Annotated in this window: 24 protein-coding genes; 19 read left to right on the forward strand and 5 right to left on the reverse strand. The window is 67.2% G+C overall.

Translation table 11 applies throughout. The features are described 5' to 3' along the window. Positions 1 to 16 precede the first annotated feature (16 nt). Entirely contained in the window at positions 17 to 406 is a 390-nt protein-coding gene (locus ACO2SS_RS16215; RefSeq protein ID WP_423278788.1) for a DUF6101 family protein, read from the forward strand. Positions 407 to 415: 9 nt separating this feature from the next. Here ACO2SS_RS16215 and ACO2SS_RS16220 read toward each other — a convergent pair whose 3' ends face one another. Beyond that, complete coding sequence (locus tag ACO2SS_RS16220) at positions 416 to 904, reverse strand: hypothetical protein (protein ID WP_423278789.1); 489 nt, start codon at positions 902 to 904, stop codon at positions 416 to 418. Between the two features lie 233 nt (positions 905 to 1,137). On the opposite strand from ACO2SS_RS16220, the gene ACO2SS_RS16225 reads away from it, so the two are divergent. Further along, positions 1,138 to 1,881 (forward strand): 16S rRNA (uracil(1498)-N(3))-methyltransferase, encoded by a 744-nt coding sequence (locus ACO2SS_RS16225; protein WP_423278790.1) that lies wholly within the window; start codon positions 1,138 to 1,140, stop codon positions 1,879 to 1,881. Between the two features lie 122 nt (positions 1,882 to 2,003). Continuing rightward, on the forward strand, positions 2,004 to 3,374 hold the full coding sequence (locus ACO2SS_RS16230) for a glutamate--cysteine ligase (protein ID WP_423278791.1): 1,371 nt from the start codon (positions 2,004 to 2,006) through the stop codon (positions 3,372 to 3,374). 4 nt (positions 3,375 to 3,378) lie between these two features. Here the strand turns inward: ACO2SS_RS16230 and ACO2SS_RS16235 are convergent, their stop codons facing one another. Next, positions 3,379 to 3,612 carry a DUF6894 family protein gene (locus ACO2SS_RS16235; protein ID WP_423278792.1) on the reverse strand — a complete coding sequence of 78 codons (234 nt, stop codon included), beginning with the start codon at positions 3,610 to 3,612 and terminating at the stop codon, positions 3,379 to 3,381. 637 nt (positions 3,613 to 4,249) lie between these two features. On the opposite strand from ACO2SS_RS16235, the gene ACO2SS_RS16240 reads away from it, so the two are divergent. Next, positions 4,250 to 4,630: a nuclear transport factor 2 family protein gene (locus ACO2SS_RS16240; RefSeq protein ID WP_423278793.1), complete on the forward strand. Its 381-nt coding sequence runs from the start codon at positions 4,250 to 4,252 to the stop codon at positions 4,628 to 4,630. A 47-nt stretch (positions 4,631 to 4,677) separates the two neighbouring features. Here the strand turns inward: ACO2SS_RS16240 and ACO2SS_RS16245 are convergent, their stop codons facing one another. Beyond that, positions 4,678 to 4,962 (reverse strand): hypothetical protein, encoded by a 285-nt coding sequence (locus ACO2SS_RS16245; protein ID WP_423278794.1) that lies wholly within the window; start codon positions 4,960 to 4,962, stop codon positions 4,678 to 4,680. A gap of 247 nt (positions 4,963 to 5,209) precedes the next feature. On the opposite strand from ACO2SS_RS16245, the gene ACO2SS_RS16250 reads away from it, so the two are divergent. Continuing rightward, positions 5,210 to 6,034: a DUF937 domain-containing protein gene (locus tag ACO2SS_RS16250; protein ID WP_423278795.1), complete on the forward strand. Its 825-nt coding sequence runs from the start codon at positions 5,210 to 5,212 to the stop codon at positions 6,032 to 6,034. Positions 6,035 to 6,042: 8 nt separating this feature from the next. Here the strand turns inward: ACO2SS_RS16250 and ACO2SS_RS16255 are convergent, their stop codons facing one another. Beyond that, entirely contained in the window at positions 6,043 to 6,372 is a 330-nt protein-coding gene (locus ACO2SS_RS16255; RefSeq protein ID WP_423278796.1) for a DUF1127 domain-containing protein, read from the reverse strand. 153 nt (positions 6,373 to 6,525) lie between these two features. On the opposite strand from ACO2SS_RS16255, the gene ACO2SS_RS16260 reads away from it, so the two are divergent. Continuing rightward, a complete protein-coding gene (locus ACO2SS_RS16260; protein WP_423278797.1) occupies positions 6,526 to 7,419 on the forward strand; it encodes a LysR substrate-binding domain-containing protein in 894 nt (297 codons plus the stop codon). Between the two features lie 2 nt (positions 7,420 to 7,421). Here the strand turns inward: ACO2SS_RS16260 and ACO2SS_RS16265 are convergent, their stop codons facing one another. Further along, on the reverse strand, positions 7,422 to 7,580 hold the full coding sequence (locus ACO2SS_RS16265; RefSeq protein WP_423278798.1) for a Flp family type IVb pilin: 159 nt from the start codon (positions 7,578 to 7,580) through the stop codon (positions 7,422 to 7,424). A gap of 206 nt (positions 7,581 to 7,786) precedes the next feature. Between ACO2SS_RS16265 and thrB the strand changes: the two genes are divergently transcribed. The 13 genes from thrB to ACO2SS_RS16330 all read left to right on the forward strand — a co-directional run bounded on the left by thrB (position 7,787) and on the right by ACO2SS_RS16330 (position 22,266). Continuing rightward, positions 7,787 to 8,758 (forward strand): homoserine kinase, encoded by a 972-nt coding sequence (gene thrB / locus ACO2SS_RS16270; protein WP_423278799.1) that lies wholly within the window; start codon positions 7,787 to 7,789, stop codon positions 8,756 to 8,758. Between the two features lie 39 nt (positions 8,759 to 8,797). Continuing rightward, the gene (gene rnhA / locus ACO2SS_RS16275) at positions 8,798 to 9,256 is read left to right on the forward strand and encodes a ribonuclease HI (RefSeq protein ID WP_423278800.1); all 459 of its coding nucleotides are present in this window, start codon (positions 8,798 to 8,800) and stop codon (positions 9,254 to 9,256) included. A gap of 116 nt (positions 9,257 to 9,372) precedes the next feature. Further along, on the forward strand, positions 9,373 to 10,281 hold the full coding sequence (locus tag ACO2SS_RS16280; RefSeq protein WP_423278801.1) for a DMT family transporter: 909 nt from the start codon (positions 9,373 to 9,375) through the stop codon (positions 10,279 to 10,281). Positions 10,282 to 10,441: 160 nt separating this feature from the next. Further along, entirely contained in the window at positions 10,442 to 12,037 is a 1,596-nt protein-coding gene (locus tag ACO2SS_RS16285; protein WP_423278802.1) for an alpha/beta fold hydrolase, read from the forward strand. Next, complete coding sequence (locus tag ACO2SS_RS16290) at positions 12,034 to 14,049, forward strand: FAD-dependent oxidoreductase (RefSeq protein ID WP_423278803.1); 2,016 nt, start codon at positions 12,034 to 12,036, stop codon at positions 14,047 to 14,049. The genes ACO2SS_RS16285 and ACO2SS_RS16290 overlap by 4 nt, the downstream gene beginning before the upstream one ends. Before the next feature lie 11 nt (positions 14,050 to 14,060). Further along, on the forward strand, positions 14,061 to 16,037 hold the full coding sequence (locus ACO2SS_RS16295; RefSeq protein ID WP_423278804.1) for an FAD-dependent oxidoreductase: 1,977 nt from the start codon (positions 14,061 to 14,063) through the stop codon (positions 16,035 to 16,037). Next, a complete protein-coding gene (locus ACO2SS_RS16300; RefSeq protein WP_423278805.1) occupies positions 16,034 to 17,032 on the forward strand; it encodes an NAD-dependent epimerase/dehydratase family protein in 999 nt (332 codons plus the stop codon). The genes ACO2SS_RS16295 and ACO2SS_RS16300 overlap by 4 nt, the downstream gene beginning before the upstream one ends. A 122-nt stretch (positions 17,033 to 17,154) precedes the next feature. Next, positions 17,155 to 18,447, forward strand: a complete 1,293-nt coding sequence (locus ACO2SS_RS16305) for an MFS transporter (protein WP_423278806.1) — start codon at positions 17,155 to 17,157, stop codon at positions 18,445 to 18,447. After that, positions 18,444 to 18,719, forward strand: coding sequence for a hypothetical protein (locus tag ACO2SS_RS16310; RefSeq protein WP_423278807.1), 276 nt, complete (start codon positions 18,444 to 18,446; stop codon positions 18,717 to 18,719). The genes ACO2SS_RS16305 and ACO2SS_RS16310 overlap by 4 nt, the downstream gene beginning before the upstream one ends. A gap of 21 nt (positions 18,720 to 18,740) precedes the next feature. Then, on the forward strand, positions 18,741 to 19,787 hold the full coding sequence (locus ACO2SS_RS16315; RefSeq protein ID WP_423278808.1) for a class I SAM-dependent methyltransferase: 1,047 nt from the start codon (positions 18,741 to 18,743) through the stop codon (positions 19,785 to 19,787). 71 nt (positions 19,788 to 19,858) lie between these two features. Then, positions 19,859 to 20,641 carry a GntR family transcriptional regulator gene (locus ACO2SS_RS16320; RefSeq protein ID WP_423278809.1) on the forward strand — a complete coding sequence of 261 codons (783 nt, stop codon included), beginning with the start codon at positions 19,859 to 19,861 and terminating at the stop codon, positions 20,639 to 20,641. Between the two features lie 15 nt (positions 20,642 to 20,656). Then, a complete protein-coding gene (locus ACO2SS_RS16325) occupies positions 20,657 to 21,559 on the forward strand; it encodes an isocitrate lyase/PEP mutase family protein (protein WP_423278810.1) in 903 nt (300 codons plus the stop codon). Then, positions 21,559 to 22,266: an isochorismatase family protein gene (locus ACO2SS_RS16330; RefSeq protein WP_423278811.1), complete on the forward strand. Its 708-nt coding sequence runs from the start codon at positions 21,559 to 21,561 to the stop codon at positions 22,264 to 22,266. Before ACO2SS_RS16325 ends, ACO2SS_RS16330 begins: the two co-directional genes overlap by 1 nt. Positions 22,267 to 22,269 lie beyond the last annotated feature (3 nt).

Genomic DNA, 22,269 nt, shown 5'->3' on the forward strand with positions numbered 1-22,269 from the left:
CGGTTCCGGAACCAGGATGATCCTAGGGATTACTCGTGATCGACTCGCGGGTGCTGTTCTCGATCTGACGCGAGGAAACGGCGATCTGCGCATCGTCCTCGTGGACGCGGCCGGGGAGGCGCTGATCACCCTTGGCCCGTTCCCGGAAGAAGAGGTCATCGCGATCTGGCGGTCGATCGTCACCTCGGCGGCGATCACCCCGATGATGCGGGCCTGGGACGGCTATACCGAGCCGCTGGCGAGCCAGCTCGGAAAGATTCGCCTCGGAAAATCGCAGGAGAGGCGTCGGCTCGCCGTGCTCGGCAACAGGCGCCCGCGCTTCCTGGTCCGGCGCAAGAGCGCCAGACTGCCACTGCGGCCGCTCGTGTTCCGAGAGCGGGAGATCGCCTGCGGACGGGAAGCCTGATCCGGGGCGCTAGAGCGCGCCCTGCGGCATGCGGGTCGGCCCGGTGAGACCGCCGCCGCCGAGGAGGCCGCCTCCGCCGCCCTCGCGGGCCTGCTTCTCCATCTGAGCCTGCTTTGCCGCGGCCCCGCAGGCCTGACGGCGGATCTGCACGGCGCGGCCGTGGTCCTCCTTGATGCTCTGAATGAACTGGTCCGGCACCTGGCACCAGTCCTTGTTGGCCTCGGTCCACTTCAGGAGCTTGTCGCCATTCGACACGAGCGCTCCGAAATCGGTGCAGGCGCGCTTGGCGTCGATGTTCTTGCCCTTCGTGGCCGCCGAGATGCGGTCGCCGATCGACTTGCGCTGGACGAGCATGGGTTGCACATCCCCGCACCCGGCCCCCTGTGCGAAGGCGGGCGCCGCGCCGAAGGATAGCGACAGGAACGTGGCCGCAAACAGAATGCTTCTCACGGCAGGACGCGCTGCGTCGATCTTCGGAGCGCCTGAGCCGACCATCATGTTCTTGTCCCCTCACAACGCCCGGCTTGTCCGGGTCCTTGCATGTCGCGCACGACATCCCACGTGGCTGGCAGCCCGGAGGGCGAGGGCATTGTCCCGCGCCTCGGGCTTTTCCGGCATGATGAAGACCCGCCGGTAACCACAGGAATGTGGCGGCAATGGTACATCAGGTCCACCCTTGTCGAGAGCGGATCGCGTTTCGCGCCGGGATGTCCTGTTGAGAGCGGCCCCTGATGGCATCCTATGACTTCGCCGCCCCGCGGCTTTTCGTGGCGGCCGACCTTGCAACTGAAGGCGAGGTGGATCTCGACCGCGGGCAGGCGAACTACCTCCTCAACGTGCTGCGGCTGGGCCCCGGCGGAATGGTCCTCGCCTTCAACGGACGGGACGGCGAGTGGCGCGCCGAGATCGTCGCGTCCGGCCGGAAGTCGGCCGTCCTGCGGCCGCTGGAGCGCACCCGGCCGCAGCCCGCCACCCCGGATCTCGACTATCTCTTCGCCCCGCTGAAACATGCCCGGCTCGACTACATGGTCCAGAAGGCCGTCGAGATGGGAGTGGGGCGCCTGCGGCCCGTCTATACGCGCCGGACCGTTGTAACCCGCGTCAATCTCGACCGCATGCGGGCCAATGCCGTGGAGGCCGCCGAGCAATGCGGCATCCTGGCTGTGCCGGAGATCCTTGAGGACGAGGCGCTGGATCGCGCTCTCGGCCGGCTCGGACCTGAACGGGTCCTTGTCTTCTGCGACGAGGACGCGCCGCTCGCGAACGCGATGGACGGTCTGGCTGCTGCCGGGCGAGGCCGGCCCATGGCACTCCTGGTCGGGCCCGAAGGCGGTTTCGCCCCGGAGGAGCGGGCTCTTCTGCTGGCGCGCGAGAATGTGATCCGCCTCTCGCTCGGCCCGCGTATCCTCCGGGCGGACACGGCGGCGGTCGCAGCATTGGCCGTACTCCAGGCGACGATCGGCGACTGGCGGTAGGATGGCGTCCGACACTGCGGAGTGTCGTTGCGGCGTCGTGTCCGCCGCTCTATGTACCCGGCTCCACACACTGGGGCGCCGGGCCCCCTCCGAGGGCCACGCGCCCGCCGATCGAGGAGCGCATGGCGCGCGACGTCACCGATGCGACGCCGATATCCGGGCGCGACGAGCTTGTCGCCTGGATTGCGGCCGGCGAGAAGCCCGCCTCCGAATGGCGGGTGGGGACCGAGCACGAGAAGGTCCCGTTCTACCGGGAAGGCCACGCGCCTGTGCCCTATGAGGGCGAGCGCGGCATCAAGGCGCTGCTCGACGGCCTCGCTTCCCTGAACGGGTGGGAGCCGATCCTCGACGATGGCCTCCCGATCGGCCTGGCGGACGAGAAGGGCGGCGGCGCCATCTCGCTGGAGCCGGGCGGACAGTTCGAGCTGTCGGGTGCCCCGCTTCGCGACGTCCATTCCACCGCGCGCGAGCTCGAGCGGCACCTGGACGAGGCGAAGCGCATCGCGGGTCCACTCGGGATCGGTTTCCTGACCCTGGGAATGAGCCCGAAATGGACCCGGGCCGAGACCCCTGTCATGCCCAAGCGGCGCTACCGGATCATGTCGGCCTACATGCCGAAGGTCGGCCGCCTCGGGCTCGACATGATGTTCCGCACGGCGACCGTGCAGGCCAATCTCGACTTCGGCTCCGAGGCGGACATGGTCCGCAAGCTCCGGGTATCCCTGGCGCTCCAGCCGGTCGCGACGGCCCTCTTCGCCAATTCGCCCTTCACGGACGGACGCCCGAACGGCTTTTTGTCCATGCGTTCGGAGATCTGGCGCGATACCGACCGGGACCGCACCGGGATGCTGCCCTTCGCGTTCGAGGACGGCATGGGTTACGAGCGCTACGTCGATTACGCGCTCGACGTTCCGATGTATTTCGTGAAGCGCGGCGACACGTATCACGATGTCGCCGGTGCATCGTTCAGGGACCTGCTCGCGGGTCGTCTGCCGCAGCTTCCCGGCGAGCGCGCCACGAGTTCCGACTGGGCGAACCATCTGTCGACGATCTTCCCCGAGGTGAGGCTCAAGACCTTCCTGGAAATGCGCGGTGCGGATACCGGGCCGCCGGAGATGATCGGGGCGCTGACGGCCTTCTGGGTCGGCGTGCTCTATGACGGAACGGCTCTCGACGAAGCCTACGAGCTGATCCGTCCGTGGTCAGCCGATGATCGTCAGGCGCTACGGGACGCGGTTCCGCGGCAGGGGTTGAAGGCGCAGATTGCGGGCCGCTCCGTCCGCGACCTTGCCTCCGAGGTGCTCAGCATCGCGCGGGCTGGCCTCGCGAGGCGGGCCCTCATCGACCCGGACGGGCGCGACGAGACGCGCCACCTGGACCCGCTGCTGTCGATCGTGGAGACGGGTCGGACCGGCGCGGATGTCCTGCTGGAGCGCTACCATGGGGCTTGGGCAGGTTCGGTCGAACCCGCCTTCGAGGAATGCGCCTTCTAGCGGCTTAGGCAGCCGCCCTTGTCTGGTCCGCGAACGGGACGACTTCCAGCGGGCCGGCCTCGTCGTAGATGTGGACGGCCCAGTCGTCCCATTCACGGTAGGACGGGACGGCCGTCATGATCTCACGGGCAACCTCCCGCGCCTTCACGATGATGTCCTGAAACGCCTTCGTGTCGCGGCCATGCCGGTCGAGAATCAGGTCGACCCCGTCGGTGCAGTGGAAATAGTGGATCGCCATTTCCCGATCCTCCTCGCCCGTTCTCGAGCTGAGCCGGCATCGTCTCGCCCGAACACGACAACTGAATGAACCTTCCCGCCTTCGCGTTCCGCCGGGCTTAGAGCAGAATGGCTAGGCGGGCCTTTGTCCCCGCTTTCCACTGTTTTCACAGGGATGCCGTCCCTCGGGTGCTTCCTCGGTTTCAGAATTCGATCGGGCGGGTCCCGGCCCCGTCCTGCTCCGAACGTGTATGCTTGGCGGCAAGTAGGAGCCCACAACATGACTACGGAACGGCGCGAGCTGTACCGAAGCCCTAACGGGGATGCCTGGTTTCTCGGGCGCGACCCCAGAACGGGCATGCCTTCGTGATCCATCAGCCGAACGGGCCGTCTGGCGGGCAGCTTTCCCACATCGAGCTCTCGGAGTTTCTGAGCCGGGCAACGAAGGGGCCCGAGCATCAGGCCCTTTTGCGCCTCATCGGAACCCTCTCGTTGACGTGCGCCCGTATGCCGAGCGCTCCTAAGCGCCCCACCTGTTCCGCCGAGGGCCGCGGTGACGCCGTGTCTGTCGCTTAGATTGCCATCGGACAGGCCAAGAGTTCGAGCATGAGCCCGCGGCGCCAGAGCGCCGGGCGGCGATCGCCGAGCGAGGAGTCGTCATGGAACACGCAGATATTCGAGCGGCCCTGGAAGGCCACTGGGCCGCATCGGATTTGGGAGATCTCGAAGCTGAGCATCTCATCTACCGAGAAGATGCGGTGCTCGACTACCCGCAATCGAGCGAGCGAATACGCGGACGGCTGAATATCCAGCGGTCTCGCGCCGCGCAGCCAAATCAAAAGCGTTTCGCCGTCCGCCGTATTACCGGTTCAGGCGATCTCTGGGTCACCGAATACGTCCTGACCTACGATAAACGGCCATTCTACACCGTGAGCATCATGGAATTCGCTGATGGGTTGGTGGCCCGCGAAACCCAGTATTTTGCCGATCCGTTCGCACCGGCCTCGTCACGCGCGCAATGGGTGGAACGCCTACCCTGACGTAGCCCGGCTCTCATGCGGCGCCGACCAACCGGTGGTCATTGTCCTTACAAGAGCGGCGGCAGGCCGATGACGCCGCGAGCCACGATGCGCAGGCGAGCCGGGTCGCTCCGCTCGCAGGCGAGGAAGTTCGCCGTGCTGTCCTCGTCGCGCCTGCACATCATGAAGCCGTTGTGAAGCGCAGCCCTGGCGCGCGCTCCGTCCTTCATCTGCAATGCCTCGAACATCACGTCCCGCCCGTCGGCTCCGCGGCCCTCGATGAGACACCAGCGCAGGTCGCCTTCCACCCGGGCCCAGTCGGGCGCCGGCTCCGGGCAAGCGTCGTCCGGCATCGTTCACCTCCCCAATGGGGCTTCCGGCGAGCCGAAACTCGCATGGGCCACCCGCCGTCTCACAGGCATGTGCGTTCGGCGCGTTCTCGGCCCTCTTTCGGCCCCGCGCCCGATCCTCCCGTCCAGCCTGTAAGCCAAGTTGAACCGGCATCCCTTGTCATGGGTTGATCATGAAGCACGCGCTCGTGCTAGCTTCCAAGAGCCTCGGCCGCCGCGACGCCGTTTTCCGGCCGAGGTGGAGACCCGGATGGTCACTCTCTTCGACATCGTTCGGCAGGCCCAGGGCGGCACGGCGATGGACAGTTTCTCGCGCCAGTTCGGGTTGAGTCTCGACCAGACACAGAGGGCGGTGGATGCCCTGCTGCCGGCCTTCTCGCTCGGCCTGCAGCGAAGCTTCCAGGATCCGAACGCCTTCGCCCAGCTGCTCGAGTTGATGGCATCGGGCCGCTACGCGCCGTTCTTCGACGGTGGAGCTCAGCTCTGGCCCGCCCCGCCGAACGGACAGCACGCGCTGGAGCGGATCTTCGGCTCCCCCGAAATCTCACGCCAGATCGCCGCGCAGGCCTCGGCTATGTCGGGGATCACGGCTCAAGTCCTGCAGCAGATGCTGCCGTCTCTCGCCACGGTCCTCATGGGCGGATTGTTCCGCTACACCACCATGGAGGGGCTGGCCGATTTTCTTCGGAACTGGAGCGACTGGCTCCGGACGCTGGCGCGGCTCCAGGGCGGGAGCCCGCAGCCAAGCAGCCCGACCGTCACCAACCCCTACGAGGCCTGGGGAGACCTGATGAGCGCGATGCTTGGAGGGGCGGCGCGGAAGCCGCCTCCTCCGGAACCGCCCACCGATCCCTGGACGAGCTTCATGCGGGGATTCCTGAAGGACCTCCCGCCGAATGCCGCCGCGCCGCCACCGCCGGCGCCACCGCCTTCGCAACCCAATCCGTTCGAAGTGCTCTCGCAGATGTTCGATGCCGGCCGAGACGTTCAGGAGCAGTACCTGACAACCTTGAACGGCATCCTCGACGGCGTCCTGTCGGCGGCACCGGCGGGCGGGCAACCCCGCCAAGCCTGAGAAGCGCCTCAGCAGCTAACGGCCGCGGGCGCGTGTTTCAGGCCCCAAGCTGCATTCGCGCGCGCTCGTAAGTGACTGCGCCGGCTGACGGATCGAACTACGAGGAGGGCTGAGGGGTCCTTCGCGAGCGGCAACTCGAGGGCGCCGATCACGTCGCTGCGGGTCAGGCCGATGTCCTTGAGCGAGCGATCATCGAGTTCGAGCAGGCTGCGCACCTGGCGGCGATGCACGAGCGTCCGGACGAACGCCGCCGTCGTCAGGACGACGAACTGCACGATGCGACGGAGGGTCGATGCCGGTCCGTAGCTCCGCGGGAATTCTGTCTCGGTCGTGACCATCGCAATCTCCTGAGGATCAGGCTCCTCTCTGGCCCGCGCAGCGCGTCGGGAGCGAAGCGGGCTGCCTCGCCAGATGGACGATGCTCTCCATCTTGCTATTCGTGAAGCGAATGATTTGAATGTCTGAGATCACTTGGAGTGATGGAGGTCCCGATGCCCTACATGCTCGACAGCGACCAGCTCCGCACCTTCCTGGCCATCGCCGACACGGGCTCTTTCACGCGGGCCGCCGAAATCGTCCACAAGACCCAGTCGGCCGTCTCGATGCAGATGAAGCGCCTGGAGGAGCGGCTCGGGCGGGAGATATTCGAGCGCGATGGACGCTCCTCCAAGCTGACGGATGCCGGGGAGCGCCTGCTGGATTACGCGCGCCGCATCGTCCGGCTGAACAATGAATGCGTGGCGTCCTTCGCCGAGTCGGACCTCGTCGGACGCGTGCGCCTCGGCCTGCCGGACGACTATGCCGACCGGTACCTGCCGGAGATCCTCGCAACGTTCTCGCGATCGAACCCCCGCGCGGAGGTGACTGTCGTCTGCGAGCCGACGCCGATGCTCGTGGAGCAGGTGCAGGCCGGCGAACTCGACCTCGCGATCATCACGCATGTTGATGGGCGAGGAAACTCGGAGGTGGTCCGGTCCGAGCAGCTTCTCTGGGTCACGTCCGCGCGGCACTGCGTGCAGGACGAGGCGGTGATGCCGCTCGCGCTCGGGAGGGCGACCTGCAACTGGCGCTCCTCTGCGCTGGCCGCGTTGGAGAAGGCCGGGCGCAGCTTCCGGGTGGCCTATGTCAGCTGGAACTCGACCGCAGTGGGCGCGGCCGTCCTGGCGGGGCTGGCCGTCTCGGTCCTGCCCGAAAGCGCTGTTCGGCCCGGCATGCGGGTCCTCGGTCCGCGCGACGGGTTCCCGCCCTTGCCGTCCTGCAAGATCGGCCTGGTTCAAGGGGTCGGGGAGAGGAACGAACTCGCTGAGGCGCTGGCCGACCAGATCCGGCAGAGCCTCGACAATCTGGGATCGGGCCGCGTGATCCCGCTGGCGGCGGCGGAATAGGGCTAGCGCGTGGTGAAGCCCGACTGGACCTGCTCGAAAGATCCCCTGACGCTCGTGCCGATCATGGTCGCGCCGCCGATGATCACGATGGACACCAGCATCGCGATCAAGGCGTACTCGATCGAGGTCACCCCCTTCTGGTCGCGCAGGAACCTGCTCATCTCGTCCTCGGCATTCCGGCGCTACCATGACACGCTGCTGTTCGCGCGAAGTTAACGCAGGCGGGAAATCCCAGACCTGAACCTTAACGATGGAGCCCGGCTATATTCCCGTGGTCGCTTGACACGGGTCGGCCGCTTTCGCAGGAGAATGGAGACGCCTGATCTTCAGGCAAATTCTTCCCCGTCACGAGTCTGGTCCCGCTGACATGGCCGTTTATACCGAGGTCTCCGACGAGGACCTCCGCGGTTTCCTGGCCATGTACGACCTGGGAGAGGTGCTCTCGTTCAAGGGCATCGCGGAAGGGGTCGAGAACTCGAACTACTTTCTCCAGACCACGCGCGACCGCTTCATCCTGACCCTCTACGAGAAGCGCGTCAGTGAGGCGGATCTTCCGTTTTTCCTTGGCCTCATGGAGCATCTTGCTGGGCGGGGATTCGAGTGTCCGCTTCCCGTCCATAGCAGGTCGGGGGAGAGCCTCGGGCGGCTCGCGGGCCGGCCTGCCGTCATCGTGACCTTCCTGGAGGGCATTGCCGTCAAGCGTCCCGGCGTCGGCCATTGCCGGGCCGTGGGGGCGGAGCTGGCCCGCCTTCATGCGGCGGGCCGCGATTTTGCCGGGAGGCGGCCCAACGCACTCTCCATCGGCGCGTGGGCCCCGCTCTTTGCGAGCGCTGATTGCCAGGCCGACCGGCTGGCACCCGGGCTCGCCGCCAGGACACAGGCCGAACTCGGCGAGCTTGCCGCGCTCTGGCCGGCGGGGCTGCCCGAAGGCGTGATCCACGCCGACCTCTTCACCGACAACGTGTTCTTCATCGGGGACAGGCTGTCGGGCGTGATCGACTTCTATTTCGCCTGCACGGACGCGCTCGCCTACGATCTCGCGATCTGCCTGAACGCTTGGTGCTTCGAGGCAGACGGCTCCTTCAATGCCACGAAGGGGCGAGCGCTGATCGCAGGGTACCAGAGCGTGCGTCCCCTCGAGCCCGAGGAGGTCGCCGCGCTGCCGGTCCTGGCAAGAGGTTCCGCCCTCCGCTTCATGCTGACCCGGCTCGTGGACTGGCTGAACGTCCCGCCCGGCGCGCTGGTGCGTCCAAAGGACCCTCTCGAATACGATCGCAAGCTCGGCTTCCACCGAAAGGTGGCGAGCGCGACCGAATATGGCTGGGAGCCTGTGAGGTAGGGCGGTAGCTCAGTCCCTTCGAACAAGATGCGAGTCGGGATGAGCGATCGGGTCAAGATCTACACGGACGGTGCGTGCTCGGGGAATCCCGGCCCGGGCGGCTGGGGGGCGCTGCTGATCTTCGGCGCCAAGGAGCGGGAAATCTCCGGTGCCGAGCCGAACACTACGAACAACCGCATGGAGCTGATGGCGGCGATCTCGGCCCTGGAGGCGCTCACGCGACCCTGCGCCGTCGATCTGTACACAGACTCGCAATATGTCCGGAACGGCATCTCGAGCTGGATCAAGGGCTGGAAGGCCAAGGGCTGGCTCACGGCCGACCGCAAGCCCGTGAAGAACGAGGACCTATGGCGTCGCCTGGATGAGGCACGCCAGCGCCATGACGTGACCTGGCACTGGGTGAAGGGCCATGCGGACGATACCCTGAACCATCGCGTCGACGGCATGGCGCGGGCCGCCATTGAGGCCATGAGGCGAGGCATCAAGCATCCCGCATGAACGCCGCGGCCGGACCTATGCGGATGACCCGCCGCCTCTCCCGCCGCGCGACGAGTCCCCGGTGACTCGCAACCCCGGCGCCTAGGCCGCCCCGACCCGCAAGCGTCCCGCCGAACATGCCCGTTTCCCCAGGAGCACCTGAGCTGCCGCCCCCTCTACGGCAGGACAATCTCGGCCGGGCGGTTCTCTACATGATCGCCGCGGCCGTGATGCTTCCGGGCATCAATGCCTGCGCGAAGCACCTCAGCAGCTACTCCATCGTTCAGATCGGCTGGGCCCGCTATTCCGGGCACTTCGGGCTGATGCTGGTGGCCTTCGTGCCGACCTACGGGTTCGCGATGCTGCGCTCGGCTGCGCCCGGCCTGCAACTTCTGCGCTCGGGGCTCCATTGCGCATCGGCGCTCCTGATGTTCTCGGCCCTGACGATGGTGGCGCTCACGACCGCCACGGCGATCAACTTCTCGGCCCCGCTGATCGTCACGGCGCTCGCGCCCCTGATGCTCGGCGAGCGGATCGGCTGGCATCGGGCGATCGCGGTCGCGGTCGGCTTCGCGGGAGCGCTGATCGTCGTGCGGCCGGGCTATAGTGGTGACGGCCTCGCGACGGCCCTGCTGCTCATCAATGCCTTCGTGGGCGCGAACATCCAGATCCTGTCGCGAAAGCTCAGCGCCTATGACCGGGCCATCACGTCCAATACCTACATGGTGATGGTCGGGTTCTTGGTGCTGACCGCGCCGCTGCCGTTCGTCTGGCGCAACCCGGACAACATGCTCGATCTCGCGGTTTTCGTCGCCATCGGGATCTTCGGCGGGATCGGGCACTACTTCCTGGTGAGCGCCTTTGAGCAAGCGCCGGCCACCTTCGTGTCGCCGTTCAATTATCTCCAGATCGTCGGGGCGGCGGTCCTCGGCTATCTCGTTTTCGGCCACCTGCCGGATCTCTGGACCTGGGTCGGTGCCGCCATCATCGCGGCCAGCGGCATCTTCGTCCTGTTTAGCGAGCGGCGTGCGCGGCTGCGCAGGTAGGCGGGCCTAAGGGACAGCCTCCGCATTAGCTTACCGGCGACGGTCGCCTGGCGCCGTCCGGAGCAACTCGGCGCGACGTCAGGCAGTCCGATCAAACTATCACCATCAAAACCGCGCTGTTTGCTGTTGACAGCTGACATCGGAGCCGTAGCATTTCCGAATGGCGGTGAGTTCGAGTTTCGTCGTTCAAGACGGCGTTCATCTGCATGTGCGTCGCTGCGGCGAGCGCGGCGTTCCGCTTGTTATGCTGCATCAGGCACCGACCTCCGCGCGTGTGCTCGAGAGCCGCCTCGAGCGGTTCGGCGCCGACTTCCAGTGCATTGCTCCGGACATTCCGGGTCTCGGCCGATCGGACGCGCTGGATACCGATCCTGTCACGATCGAGAAGCTCGCAGCCCTGTTCAACGGCATGCTGGAGAAGCTCGCGGGCGGGCCTGCGCTTCTCTACGGCTCCCATACGGGAGCTCTCGTCGTGACCGAGATGGCGATTCAGCGGCCTGATCTCGCGGCGGCCGTGGTGACGAACGGCTACCCGATCTACACGGCCGAGGAGAGTGCGCAGCGGCTCGCGACCTATTTTCCCGCGCTCGAGCCGAACTGGGACGGATCGCACCTCGTATGGCTCTGGTACCGCTACCGCGAGCAGTTCGTCTACTGGCCATGGAACACCAAGGACCCCGGCACGCGCGCTCATTGCGCGTTGCCGAGCCCGGAATACCTGCACAAAGGCGTAGCCGAGATCGCGGCCCGCCACGACAGCTACGCCCGGGTGTATGCCGCGGCCTTCGGGTACGACGCGCCCGCCGCCCTGACTCGGATTTCGGTGCCGATGCACCTCGTCGTCGAGCACGAGGATTCGCTCTCACTGAAGATCGGCCATGTCGCGGAGGCGAATGCGAGCCTTGCGCTCCATCCCTGCACGGAAGCCGATGTCGAGGCTGTGGAGCACGAGATCCTGATCGAGGCGGCCGCCGGGATTTCGGCGCGCGGCCCGATCTCGATCTCGACGGCGGCCGAGACCCGGTATTTCTCCGGCGAGGGCTGGCGGATCATCGCCCGGAGGCTGCGCGGGACAGGGGGGCGGCGCCCTGTGGTGGTCCTCCCGCCCTTTCCCGCGGGCTCCGTCGCGATCGAGCCGGAACTGCCGCGCGCCCTCGATCGCGACGTGATCCTGCTAGATCTGGACAAACTGCCCGGCAACGGCGATGCGCAGGCCGCGCTCGAGGCGCTTGGTGAGGTCCTGGCGGGCGTCCTGGACGTCTACGGCGTGGCATCGGCGGACCTCGTCGTACATGACGAGGCCCGGGCGCTCGCTCTTCCTCTCGCGCGCGCATCGTCGAGGATCGCTCGCGTGCTGGTCGTCGAAGCGGCGTCGGCCCCTCCCTCCATGGCCTTCGATCCCCGGCTTTGCGCATCCGGCGGCCATCTGCTCCGGCTCTGGGACCGGTTGCGCTTCAAAGGCCTCGGTGCATCCGAGCGGCCGCGGCACGAGAGCCTGGAGCGCCTTGGCCGGCTTGCCTGGAGCGCGATCGGCGCCGCCGAGCAGATCCCGGCCTGGGATCGCCTGATCGGGAACTTCGCGGCCGCGGCCGACGGCGAGCTCTTGGGCGAGCGGATCATGCTCCTCAAGGCGGGCGTGCATGCCCGGGAGGCCCTGGCTGGCTCGTCCGTGCGCGATCTTGGCTTCGAGCCAGGACCTCCAAACCGGCCGCTCGCCGCGGCTCTACGGATGCTCTCGCAGGAGCAAGGCTCGTGAATTATCCAGAGCTCCTCGGTTCCTGGCGGTTGCGCGGCCATCGCTTCAGGAACCGCATCCTGCTCACCGGCCATTCGGTCCTCTATGGCGAGAACGGCTTCTTCACGCCGCGCCATGCGGCGTATTACGAGGAGCGTGCCAGGGGTGGCGTCGGGCTCATCATCACCGAGCAGCAGGCCGCCCATCCTTCCGGCCGGAACTACCATCAGGGCCTCATCGCCTACTCGCCGGACGCCATTCCGTTCTACCGGGCCGTGACGGAGCCGGTCCGGGCGCTCGGCGTGCCGATCCTGGCGCAGCTGTTCTGCGGCGGCGCACAAGGCATCGGCACGATGTATATCGACGCTTGGCGGCCGCTCCTGTCGCCGTCGGGCATTCGGTCGACGCAGTTCGGCGAGACGCCCGCGGTGATGTCCGCCGAAGACATCGCCGACGTGAAGGCGTCGTTTGTGAGGTCGGCGCTGCATGCCGTGGAAGGCGGCTTCAGCGGCGTCCAGATCCACGCGGCGCACAGCCAGCTTCTGGGCTCCTTCCTCAGCCCGGCCTTCAATCGGCGCGAGGATGAATACGGCGGATCGCTCCAAAACCGCTGCCGGATTGTCCGGGAGATTGCGGCCGAGACGCGTGCCGCGATCGGCTCCGAGCCGCTTCTCGGGATCAGGATCTCGGCCGACGAGCATCTCGGAGAAGCCGGCATCACGCCCGAGGAGGCGCTCGATGCGGCGGAACTCCTGGCCGCGGAAGGGCATCTCGACTTCATCGACGTGTCGGCGGGCGGCTATTTCGCGAAGAGCGTGTCGGTGCCGCCAATGGCCAGCCCCTTGCCGACAGGCTTCCTGACGAACTTCACCTCCAGGCTCCGCGACCGTGTAGGCAATCAGGTCGCGCTGTTCTCCGTCGGGCGCGTTACCATGCTGGCCGATGCGGAGGCGGTGCTCACCGAAGGTCGACTCGACATGGTGGGAATGACCCGCGCCCATATGGCGGACCCGCACCATATCGCAAAGGCGCAGGGGGGCCGCGAGGCCGAAATCCGCCATTGCATCGGCGCGAATGTCTGCGCGAAGCGCCTGGTCGAGAACACGCATGTGACCTGCGTGATGAACCCGGCCATGGGCCGTGAGGCTGCCCGGCGTTCCGAAATCGCAAAACCCGCGAAGGTGCTGCAGGTGGTGGTGGTCGGCGGCGGACCCGCCGGGCTCGCCTGCGCGACGCAGGCCGCCGCATCCGGTCACCGCGTAACCTTGTTCGAGAAGAGCGGTGAACTCGGCGGGAGACTCCGTCCGCTGGCCCGTCTCCCGCTCCGGGAGCGGTGGGGGAGGGGGATCGAAAACCTGGTCTCGCCGTTGCGAGCGGCTGGCGCGGAGATCGTCCTCAACATGGCCGCCGACATCCGCATGCTGGCTACCGTCAGGCCGGACGTGATCGTCCTCGCCACGGGCTCGGAATGGGACCTGACCGGCTACACGCCGTACCGGCCCGATCGCGCCTCCATTCCCGGCCTTCGCAATGCCCGGACGATGGGCCTGGACGAGGCGGTTCTGACCGGTGCTGCGACATCCGGCTCCCGCATCGTGATCGTGGACGAGTCCGGCGAGAGCGCGGCCGCCGCCTTCGCGATCGAAGCCGCGGAGGCGGGCGCGCATTGCACCGTTGTCACGCCGTTGGCCGCCTATTCCGATGTCTTCAACAAGACCTATGAACTCCCGTATTTCTTCGGCCGCATGGAGCGGGCCGGAGTGAGCCTCCGCCAGAGCTCCGCCCTGGAGGAGATCGGCCCGGACGGTGCGGTCGCCGTGAAGTCACTGATGTCCGGGCGGATCGAGGCCGTTGAGGCCGCCGACCTGCTCGTCTTCGCGTCCGGAAGACTGCCGCGAGTCGAACTTGTCCAGCCTCTGCGTCAGGCCGGATATGATGTACGGGTCGTCGGGGATGCGCGAGCGCCCCGGAGCATCGAGGCCGTTATTGCCGAAGGGGATGCCGCCGGCAGGGGCCTTCTACAGAGTTCATAGGACAGGAAAGCGTGGCACTTTTTCCAAGCGTCGAGACGCCTATTTCGCTCAATGGGGTCCGGCTGAAGAACCGCATCGTCGTCCCGGCGCACACCACGAATTTCGGCGAGCACCACCTCCCGTCGCAGCGGCACGTCGAATATCACCGGCAACGGGCCCGGGGCGGCGTTGGCGCCATCATCTTCGAGGCCGTCCGCGTGTCCGACAACACGCTCGGCCGTCCGCAGGGCGTGGCCGGCTATCTTCCTGGTTCCGTCGAGGCTTTCCGCCGCGTGGCCGACGCCGTCCACGAAGAGGGCGTGCCGCTCATCGGCCAAGTCTGCCATATGGGCCGGCAGATCGAGGGGGAGTTTGAGCGCACCTGCTCGCTCGGCGCTTCTCCCATCCGCTGGTCCACGACGGCCTTTCCGCCGCGGGAGATGAACCGCCGCGATATGATCGCAGTCCGAGACGGCTTCGTGCGCACAAGCCTGAACCTGCTCGAGGCAGGGCTCGACGGTCTCGAACTGCATTGGGGCCACGGCCACCTGCTCCAGCAGTTCCTGTCCCCGTCCTCGAACCAGCGTATCGACGAATATGGCGGGTCGGTCGAGAACCGGATGCGCTTTCCGCTGGAGGTGCTCAAGGCCGTGCGGGCCGAGATCGGGCCGGAGCGCTGCATGGGCATCCGCTTCACGGTCGAGGAGTACCTGCCGGACGGGATCACGCCCGACATGGCGAGGGAGATCATCACGAAGGCGGCTAAGGAGGTCGCGCTGGACTTCGTCCACGTGAGCCACTCGGCCTACAACATGTCCTACTCGGTCGGCACGCAGATGGCCGACATGACGTTCGACGAGGCGCCCTTCCGCGAGTTCCCGGGCCCAATCCGGCGCGCCCTGAGCGAGCAGGGCACGCCGATCCCGATCGTCACGGTTTGCAAGTACCGCGACCTCGCCGAGGCGGAGCGGATGATCGCCGGCGGCGAGGCGGACCTCGTCGGCATCGCCCGGGGCCACATCGCCGACCCGGCCATCGTCCGGAAGTCGCTGGCGGGGCGCGCGGACGAGGTTCGCACCTGCATCAGCTGCAACCAGGGCTGCGCGCAGCATCTCGAAAAGAACATAGCCATCACCTGCCTGGTCAACCCGATCGCGGGGCGCGAGGAGGTATGGGCGGAGCCCGAGGACGACCGGGCCGACGCGCCGAAATCAGTCCTGGTCGTTGGCGGCGGACCTGCCGGCGCCGAGGCGGCCTATGTGGCGGCGGCCCGCGGCAATCGGGTCACGCTGTGGGAGGCAGGATCGCGCCTCGGCGGTCAGCTTGCGCTGGCGGCCTCGATGCGCAAGCGCGGCGATTTCGAGAAGTTCCTGGCGCTCCAGCAGCGCCGCCTAGAGCTGAACGGCGTCCGCGTCGAGTTCGGGCGGAGGGCAGACGCGGCCGCCATCAGGGAGTTCGGGGCCGACACCGTCATCCTGGCAACGGGATCGCGGCCCAGTCCGGTCACGCTCCCGAGCGGGGCCGTGGCGCTGACGCTGGCGGAGGCGGTCGATCCCGCGACGCCGCTCGGACGCCGAATTGCCGTCTACGACGAGACCGGCGACTGGGGCGCGTTCTCGCTCCTGGAACACCTCGCCCTCGGTGGGCACGAGGTGACGGCCATCAGCCCGCTCGCCGGCCTCGCCTGGCGTACGACGATCTACAGCACGACCGCAACCCGGAAGCGGCTGCGCGAGCTGCGTGTCCGCATCGTGCCCCTGCGCCGGCTGGTCGACTTCCGAGAGGGCAGCCTCGAGGTGGAGGATGTCTCCACGGGCGACATGGAGACCCTGGCGATCGACAACTTGGTCGCAATCCGGCCGAACATGGCCGACAACGAGCTCGAACGGGCTCTGTCCTTTGATAGTGACCTCCCCCTCGGGGCCGGCGACTGCCTCGCTCCCCGCACTGCCGTGGAGGCCGTGTTCGAGGGCCACGCGGCTGGCCGCAGCATCGGCCGCCGGTCGTGAAGGTCGCCGTCACCGGAGCGGCCGGCTTCGTCGGCCTGAACATCCTCGATGCCCTGCTCGGAAGGGGGCACGAGGTTCTGGCGCTCGACCTCGGACCGCTCCGCGCGGACGCAGTCGCCGAGCTGCCGAGGCAGGACGCGCTCACCGTCGAACGCCTCAATGTGCTCGATGGAGAGCAGCTCGAGGCGAGGCTGCGCGATTTCGGCTGCGAGGCCCTGTTCCACGGCGCCAGCGTGACGGCGAGCGTCGAGACGGAGCAGAGCGATTTCGGCCGCGTGCTGGAGGTGAACGTCGTCGGGACCGCGCGCGTCCTGGAGGCGTGCCGTCGGGCCGGAATTCGGCGAATCGTGGCCGCGAGTTCGAGCGCCGTCTATGGCGGGCTTCCGTTCGGACGTGAGCCGGTGGTGGAGGATGCTCCGCTGCACCCGCTCACGGTCTACGGCATCAGCAAGCTCGCCGCGGAGCAGAGCGCGCTGCGCTTCGGCGAACTGCACGACCTGGAGGTCGTCGTCCCACGGATTGCGGCCGTGTTTGGCCGTTGGGAATGGGAGACGAGGCAGCGTGATGTGATGAGCCCGCTCTTCCAGATCGCGCGCGATGCCGTTCGAGGGAGGGAGGTCGTCCTACCGCGTGGCGGGGCGCGGGACTGGATCGACGTGCGCCGCGTCGCGCATGCTGTCGCGCTGCTCATCGAGGCGCCTCGCCTTGCCCACCCCGTGTACAATCTCGCGGCGATACGAACCTGGTCGCCAGAACTCCTGTGCAGCGAACTCGAAAAGAAGATGCCCGGCTTCCGCTGGCGCTTCGGCGAGGACCGCGACGCCAGCATCGATTACCGGGACGACGTGACCCGCGAGCGGCAGGCCGTCACGGCAAGGCGCGTCACGGACGAGTTCGGCCTAGAGGTTCTCGGGACGCCCGAGGCCGACGCCGCCTCTTTCGCCGAGTGGGCCGCATCGCATCCGTCATGGTTCGCGAGGACGCCTGCGAGCTGAACGCTCGCAGGCACAGAACCTGCTTGACGCAAACTGTCGACAGTGTGCAATTAGCAGAACTGGAGGGGATCGTCAGAATGTCTGCCACTCTAAGCAGTCCAGCGAGCGTTCATCAGGGGGCGGTGAGCAAAGCCGCCGCAGGCAGCACGCCCGAGCAGCGCCGCCGCGCCGTCTATGCAGGCGGCATCGGGTCTCTCGTCGAGTATTACGATTTCGGCGTCTACGGCTATGTCGCGACCACGATCGCGATACAGTTCTTCCCGACCTCCTCCCCGACCGCAGGCCTTCTCTCGACCCTGGCCGTGTTCGCGATCGCCTTCGTGGCGCGTCCGCTGGGAAGCATCCTGTTCGGCCATATCGGCGACCGGCACGGGCGCAAGCCGGCCCTCGCCATCTCCGTCATCATGATGGCCGTCGCGACCTTTGGGATCGGCTGCCTGCCCACGTACGAGACCATAGGCGTCGCGGCGCCGCTCCTGCTCGTGATCATGCGTCTCGCCCAGGGTCTGTCGGCCGGCGGCGAGGTCAGCGGATCCGCCGCGATCCTTGCCGAGACCGCGCTTCCGAACCGCCGCGGCTTCCTGACGAGCGCGACTCAGGTCGGCTCCCTTTCAGGCCTGCTGCTTGCCTCCGCGGTTGTCGGCATCATCAACTGGGTGCTGACCCCGGAGCAGTTCACCGCCTGGGGCTGGCGCATTCCGTTCCTGCTCGGGATCCTGACCGGCTTCGTCGGGCTCTGGGTTCGCATCCGGCTGCAGGAGGCTGAGGCATTCAAACGCGTCGAGCAGACGGGCAAGGTTGCCGAGCTGCCGGTCGTCGAGGTCTTCCGGACGAACTCGGTCAACATCGCCAAGGCGTTTGGCCTGACGGCGATCAACTTCGCGGCATACTACACGGTCTTCGTCTATCTCTCGATCTATCTGCAGACGGTCGGTACGCTGAGCAAGGCGCAGGCGACGTTCTCGACCACGACTACCATCGCGATCGCCGCCGTCGCCTTGGTGTTCTTCGGCCTGCTCTCGGATATCATCGGTCGCAAGCTCGTGATCGGCGGCTCCGCCCTCGGCTTCCTCGTCCTGACGATCCCGGCGTTCAAGATCATGCAGGGAGACAACCTTCCCCTGATCTTCGGGGCCCAGGTCGTGCTCGGGCTGCTCGAGGCGGCCATCATGGGGGCCATCTGGGCGGCGCTTGCCGAGCTCTTCCCAACCCGCGTGCGCTACAGTGGCATCGGCCTCGGGTTCAACCTGGCGGGCGTCTTCGTCGGCGGCAGCGCTCCGTACATCTCGACATGGCTGATCCAGGCCACGGGCGACAAGATCTCGCCGGCCTACTTCCTGATGGCGGTCTCGGTCATCACGCTCGCAACCCTTATGACCGTTCCCGAGACCGCGAAGAAGGCGATGCCTGAATGAGCGCGACCCTCGAGGCAGATGCGGTGCCGGCCCCGACCGGCACCGCGGAGGACCCCGCGCTGTTCGGAAAGCCCTATCTGGGCGATCCGCGCATCGACCGGCTGATGGGCATCATCATCGCGCTTGCGGGCGAGGTGGCGGTCCTCAAGGCCCAGGTGATGCGTGCCGGGATCGGACCCGGCACGAGCGAGGAGGCGATCCATGCCGAACTCGATGCCTTCGCGCGGGAGGTCTTCAAGCCGATCGCCGATCCCGACTTCGATCTGGACTGAGTGCTGAGACGGAGAAGCGCAATGGAACTCTCCCCGGACGGACGCGCCTACCAGGCCTTCCTCGCAGGCGCGAAGTCCTACCTCATGGACACGGTCTATCCCCGTGCCCGCGAGGAGGTTGCGCGTGCCAGCGAAGCTGCGGCCGGCGACAAGCACGCCACCGCCGAGCGGCTGCGCGGAAATCCGTTCTACGAATATTTCGCGTTCCTCGAACACTACGTGCAGCATCACAAGTACACCTCGCGGCACGGGCTCGCCGTGGAGGCGGAGCGGCAGCGAGGTCAACTGACCTCGCGCCTGATGGCGGTCGCGGAGAAGCATTACACGCACGCCGACGTCGAAGTGCCGGCCTATTACAGTGCCGTCGATGTTCATCAGCATCCGGGCAACCTCCACGGCGACGTGCTTGCGGGCGACATCTACAAGGCGAGCGCCGCGACGACCCAGCCGGGCAGCACGGATGCGTATGGCCTCCACCACAAGTTCGCGGCCGCGATCGCCAAGTATTCCCCCGCGCCGAGGAAGGTGCTCGATCTTGCCTGCGGCTTCGGCAAGAGCGCGCTTCCGATCGCGCAGCGCTGGCCCTCCGCGAAGGTCGAGGGCGTGGACCTATCGGAGGGTTGCCTGCGGCTTGCCGCTGTCGAGGCCGCCGATGCCGGCGCCGAGAACCTGCATTACCGGCTGGCGGACGCGGCCAGCACCGGGGAACCGGACGAGGCCTATGATCTCGTCACCTCCACGATGCTGCTGCACGAACTCGACAACGGTGCCGTCCGGGCCGCCATGAAGGAGGCCTTCCGCGTGCTCGCGCCGGGCGGACACCTCGTCCAGCTCGATTTCCGGGCACGGGACGAGGTGGAGCGCTTCTTCTTGCACGGCCACGGCCAGCGGAACAACGAGCCCTACATGGCCGATTTCGACATGTTCGACTTTCGGACATACCTGGAGGCGCTCGGGTTCACGGATGTCGTCGTAGTGCCGTTCGAGGAATCGCCGGGCGCGACAGCTCCCGACTTCCCGAAATGGCGGCTTCCATGGACAGTGATCGCCGCCCGGAAGCCGAACTAGTTGACAACCGCCCCGAAGCGGCGTCGTCGCGGGTGAGATGAAGTCGCCCGCGACAGCTCGGGACAGTCGATATGACCCCGCCGGCGTCCGGAACGGAGAAGTCGATCATGTCGGCCATTGCGCCAATCGCGACCAACTCGCTTGCCGAGGAAGCATTGGGCAAGATCATCCAGGCGATCACGTCCGGCGAATTCCAGCCCGGCGAGCGCCTGTCCGAGGCGCATCTCGCGCGGCAGCTCGGGATCAGCCGCGGGCCGCTGCGGGAGGCGCTCGGTCGCCTCGAGGGGCGGCTCGTCATGCGCACGCCCCGGATCGGCGTGAGCGTGATCGCGCTGTCCACGGCCGATCTCGCGCAGCTCTTCGAGATTCGCGAGGCGCTCGAGGGAATGGCCTGCCGACTTGCGGCGGAGCGCATCACGCGCTCCGAGCTCATGTCCCTCCAGGGACTCCTGGCCGAGCACGGGAAGGACGACAAGGTTCTGCGCAACGATGGCTATTTCCAGCGCAAGCCCGACGAGGATTTCCATCTCTCGATCATGACCTGCGCCAGGAACCCACGGCTGCAGGAGCTCCTGATGGAGGATCTCTATTACCAGCTCCGGCTCTACCGCTTCAAAGCGAGCACGGAGCCGGGCCGGGCAAAGGCTGCGTTCCGCGAGCACCAGGCCATCCTGGATGCCCTGAGCGCGCGCGACCCCGACGCCGCCGAAGCCGCCATGCGGCAGCACATCCGCAACGCGGCCCGGAGCCTCGCATCGGCGCGGAGCCCGGATCTTCGGGCCGTCGAACCCATTTCGCAGGCGGGTGCCGAGGCGACCCCTGCGCAACCCAAGCGGCGCCGCGCCGCTTCGTGAAACCTGGACGGAACTTTGACGGACGCAATCAACAGCGAACGCGCGATCCGCGCTACCAGCCGCCTGAAATCGACCCTCGCACGGCGGGATGCCGTGCTCATGCCCGGCGCCCCGAATGCCCTGTTTGCGCGGGTCATCGAGGATCTCGGCTTCGAGGCCGTCTACGTGACCGGGGCCGGCATCGCGAACATGCAGTTTGGCGTGCCCGATGTCGGGCTAACGACCCTGACCGAGGTCGCGGGCGTGGTCTCCGCCATAGCGGACGTCGTGGGTCTCCCGCTGATCGTCGACGGCGATACGGGCTTTGGAAACCCCGTGAATGTCGGCCGCACGGTCCAGGTCCTGGAGCGTGCGGGTGCTGCCGGCATCCAGCTCGAGGACCAAGTCTTCCCGAAGAAGTGCGGCCACTTCGCCGGCAAGGACGTAATCTCCACCGCCGAGATGGTCCAGAAGATCCGCGCCGCCGTCGACAGCCGCCGCGACGGCGATCTCCAGATCATCGCCAGGACCGATGCGCGCGCCGTCTACGGCCTCGACGCCGCAATCGAGCGCGCGAACGCCTTCGTCGAGGCGGGCGCCGACGTCATCTTCATCGAGGCGCCCACGGACGAGGCGGAGCTGTCGCGCATCCCGCGCGAGGTCCCGGCCCCGCACATCGCCAACATCGTCTTCGGCGGGCTGACCCCGGAGATACCGAACGCGAAGCTCAAGGAATTCGGCTTCAGCGGCGTGCTCTATGCCAACGCTGCCCTCCAGGCCGCTTTGCGGTCGGTCCGCGGCGTCCTCTCCGAGCTGAAGGCGACCGGATCGCTCGCGGGCGTGCGGGATCGGCTCGCCTCGTTCGAGGAACGCCAGGCCGCGGTCGACAAGGCCCGCTTCGACGCACTCGAGGCACGCTACAAGGTGAGGGCGGATTGATGAGCGCAGCAAAGCCCTGGGATGGACTGATCCCCGAGGAGGAGCAGCGCGCCTACCGGGCCGCTGGCTTCGGCCGCCCCAGCGGGCTGGGCTCGCGCCCGGCTCTCCTCATCATCGACGTCCAGTACAGGACGGTCGGTACGAAGCCGCTCCCGTTCTGGGAGTCCATCAAGGAGTTTCCGACGTCCTGCGGCGAAGTGGGCTGGAACGCGGTCGGCAAGATCCGGACGATCCTCGACCTGTTCCGCGAGCGTGGCTGGCCGGTGCTCTACCCGCATGTCGCCCCGAAGCAGAGCTTCGACGGAGGTCGGCTGTCCGAGAAGGTCCCCGCCATCATGACGGTCGGGGCGCGCGGCTACGACTTCGTCGAGGAGGTCGCGCCGCGGGCGAACGACATCCTGCTGCCGAAGAAGCATCCGAGTGCGTTCTACGGGACGCCGCTCGCGAGCTACCTGGTCAATCTCGGCGCCGACACCCTGGTCGTGACGGGCTGCACGACGAGCGGCTGCGTGCGTGGCTCGGTGGTGGATGCGTTCTCGTACAATTTCCGTGTCTGCGTCCCAAGCGACGCCGTCTATGACCGCAGCCAGGTTTCGCACGCCGTGAACCTGTTCGACATGTCCGAGAAATACGCGGACGTCATGACGACGGCCGAGTGCCTCGCAGCCCTGCAGGGGATCGCGCCCGCTGCGGCCACAGCGGCTTAGGGA

This window comes from Enterovirga sp. CN4-39 (genome assembly GCF_049446235.1).
Classification (GTDB): domain Bacteria; phylum Pseudomonadota; class Alphaproteobacteria; order Rhizobiales; family Beijerinckiaceae; genus Enterovirga.

What these genes read in the sequence shown, in the direction of transcription:
- ACO2SS_RS16215 (WP_423278788.1), top strand. Translation starts at nt 17, where the DNA reads ATGATCCTAGGGATTACTCGTGATCGACTCGCGGGTGCTGTTCTCGAT.
- ACO2SS_RS16220 (WP_423278789.1), bottom strand. Translation starts at nt 904, where the DNA reads ATGATGGTCGGCTCAGGCGCTCCGAAGATCGACGCAGCGCGTCCTGCC.
- ACO2SS_RS16225 (WP_423278790.1), top strand. Translation starts at nt 1,138, where the DNA reads ATGGCATCCTATGACTTCGCCGCCCCGCGGCTTTTCGTGGCGGCCGAC.
- ACO2SS_RS16230 (WP_423278791.1), top strand. Translation starts at nt 2,004, where the DNA reads ATGGCGCGCGACGTCACCGATGCGACGCCGATATCCGGGCGCGACGAG.
- ACO2SS_RS16235 (WP_423278792.1), bottom strand. Translation starts at nt 3,612, where the DNA reads ATGGCGATCCACTATTTCCACTGCACCGACGGGGTCGACCTGATTCTC.
- ACO2SS_RS16240 (WP_423278793.1), top strand. Translation starts at nt 4,250, where the DNA reads ATGGAACACGCAGATATTCGAGCGGCCCTGGAAGGCCACTGGGCCGCA.
- ACO2SS_RS16245 (WP_423278794.1), bottom strand. Translation starts at nt 4,962, where the DNA reads ATGCCGGACGACGCTTGCCCGGAGCCGGCGCCCGACTGGGCCCGGGTG.
- ACO2SS_RS16250 (WP_423278795.1), top strand. Translation starts at nt 5,210, where the DNA reads ATGGTCACTCTCTTCGACATCGTTCGGCAGGCCCAGGGCGGCACGGCG.
- ACO2SS_RS16255 (WP_423278796.1), bottom strand. Translation starts at nt 6,372, where the DNA reads ATGGTCACGACCGAGACAGAATTCCCGCGGAGCTACGGACCGGCATCG.
- ACO2SS_RS16260 (WP_423278797.1), top strand. Translation starts at nt 6,526, where the DNA reads ATGCCCTACATGCTCGACAGCGACCAGCTCCGCACCTTCCTGGCCATC.
- ACO2SS_RS16265 (WP_423278798.1), bottom strand. Translation starts at nt 7,580, where the DNA reads ATGAGCAGGTTCCTGCGCGACCAGAAGGGGGTGACCTCGATCGAGTAC.
- thrB (WP_423278799.1), top strand. Translation starts at nt 7,787, where the DNA reads ATGGCCGTTTATACCGAGGTCTCCGACGAGGACCTCCGCGGTTTCCTG.
- rnhA (WP_423278800.1), top strand. Translation starts at nt 8,798, where the DNA reads ATGAGCGATCGGGTCAAGATCTACACGGACGGTGCGTGCTCGGGGAAT.
- ACO2SS_RS16280 (WP_423278801.1), top strand. Translation starts at nt 9,373, where the DNA reads ATGCCCGTTTCCCCAGGAGCACCTGAGCTGCCGCCCCCTCTACGGCAG.
- ACO2SS_RS16285 (WP_423278802.1), top strand. Translation starts at nt 10,442, where the DNA reads ATGGCGGTGAGTTCGAGTTTCGTCGTTCAAGACGGCGTTCATCTGCAT.
- ACO2SS_RS16310 (WP_423278807.1), top strand. Translation starts at nt 18,444, where the DNA reads ATGAGCGCGACCCTCGAGGCAGATGCGGTGCCGGCCCCGACCGGCACC.
- ACO2SS_RS16315 (WP_423278808.1), top strand. Translation starts at nt 18,741, where the DNA reads ATGGAACTCTCCCCGGACGGACGCGCCTACCAGGCCTTCCTCGCAGGC.
- ACO2SS_RS16320 (WP_423278809.1), top strand. Translation starts at nt 19,859, where the DNA reads ATGACCCCGCCGGCGTCCGGAACGGAGAAGTCGATCATGTCGGCCATT.
- ACO2SS_RS16330 (WP_423278811.1), top strand. Translation starts at nt 21,559, where the DNA reads ATGAGCGCAGCAAAGCCCTGGGATGGACTGATCCCCGAGGAGGAGCAG.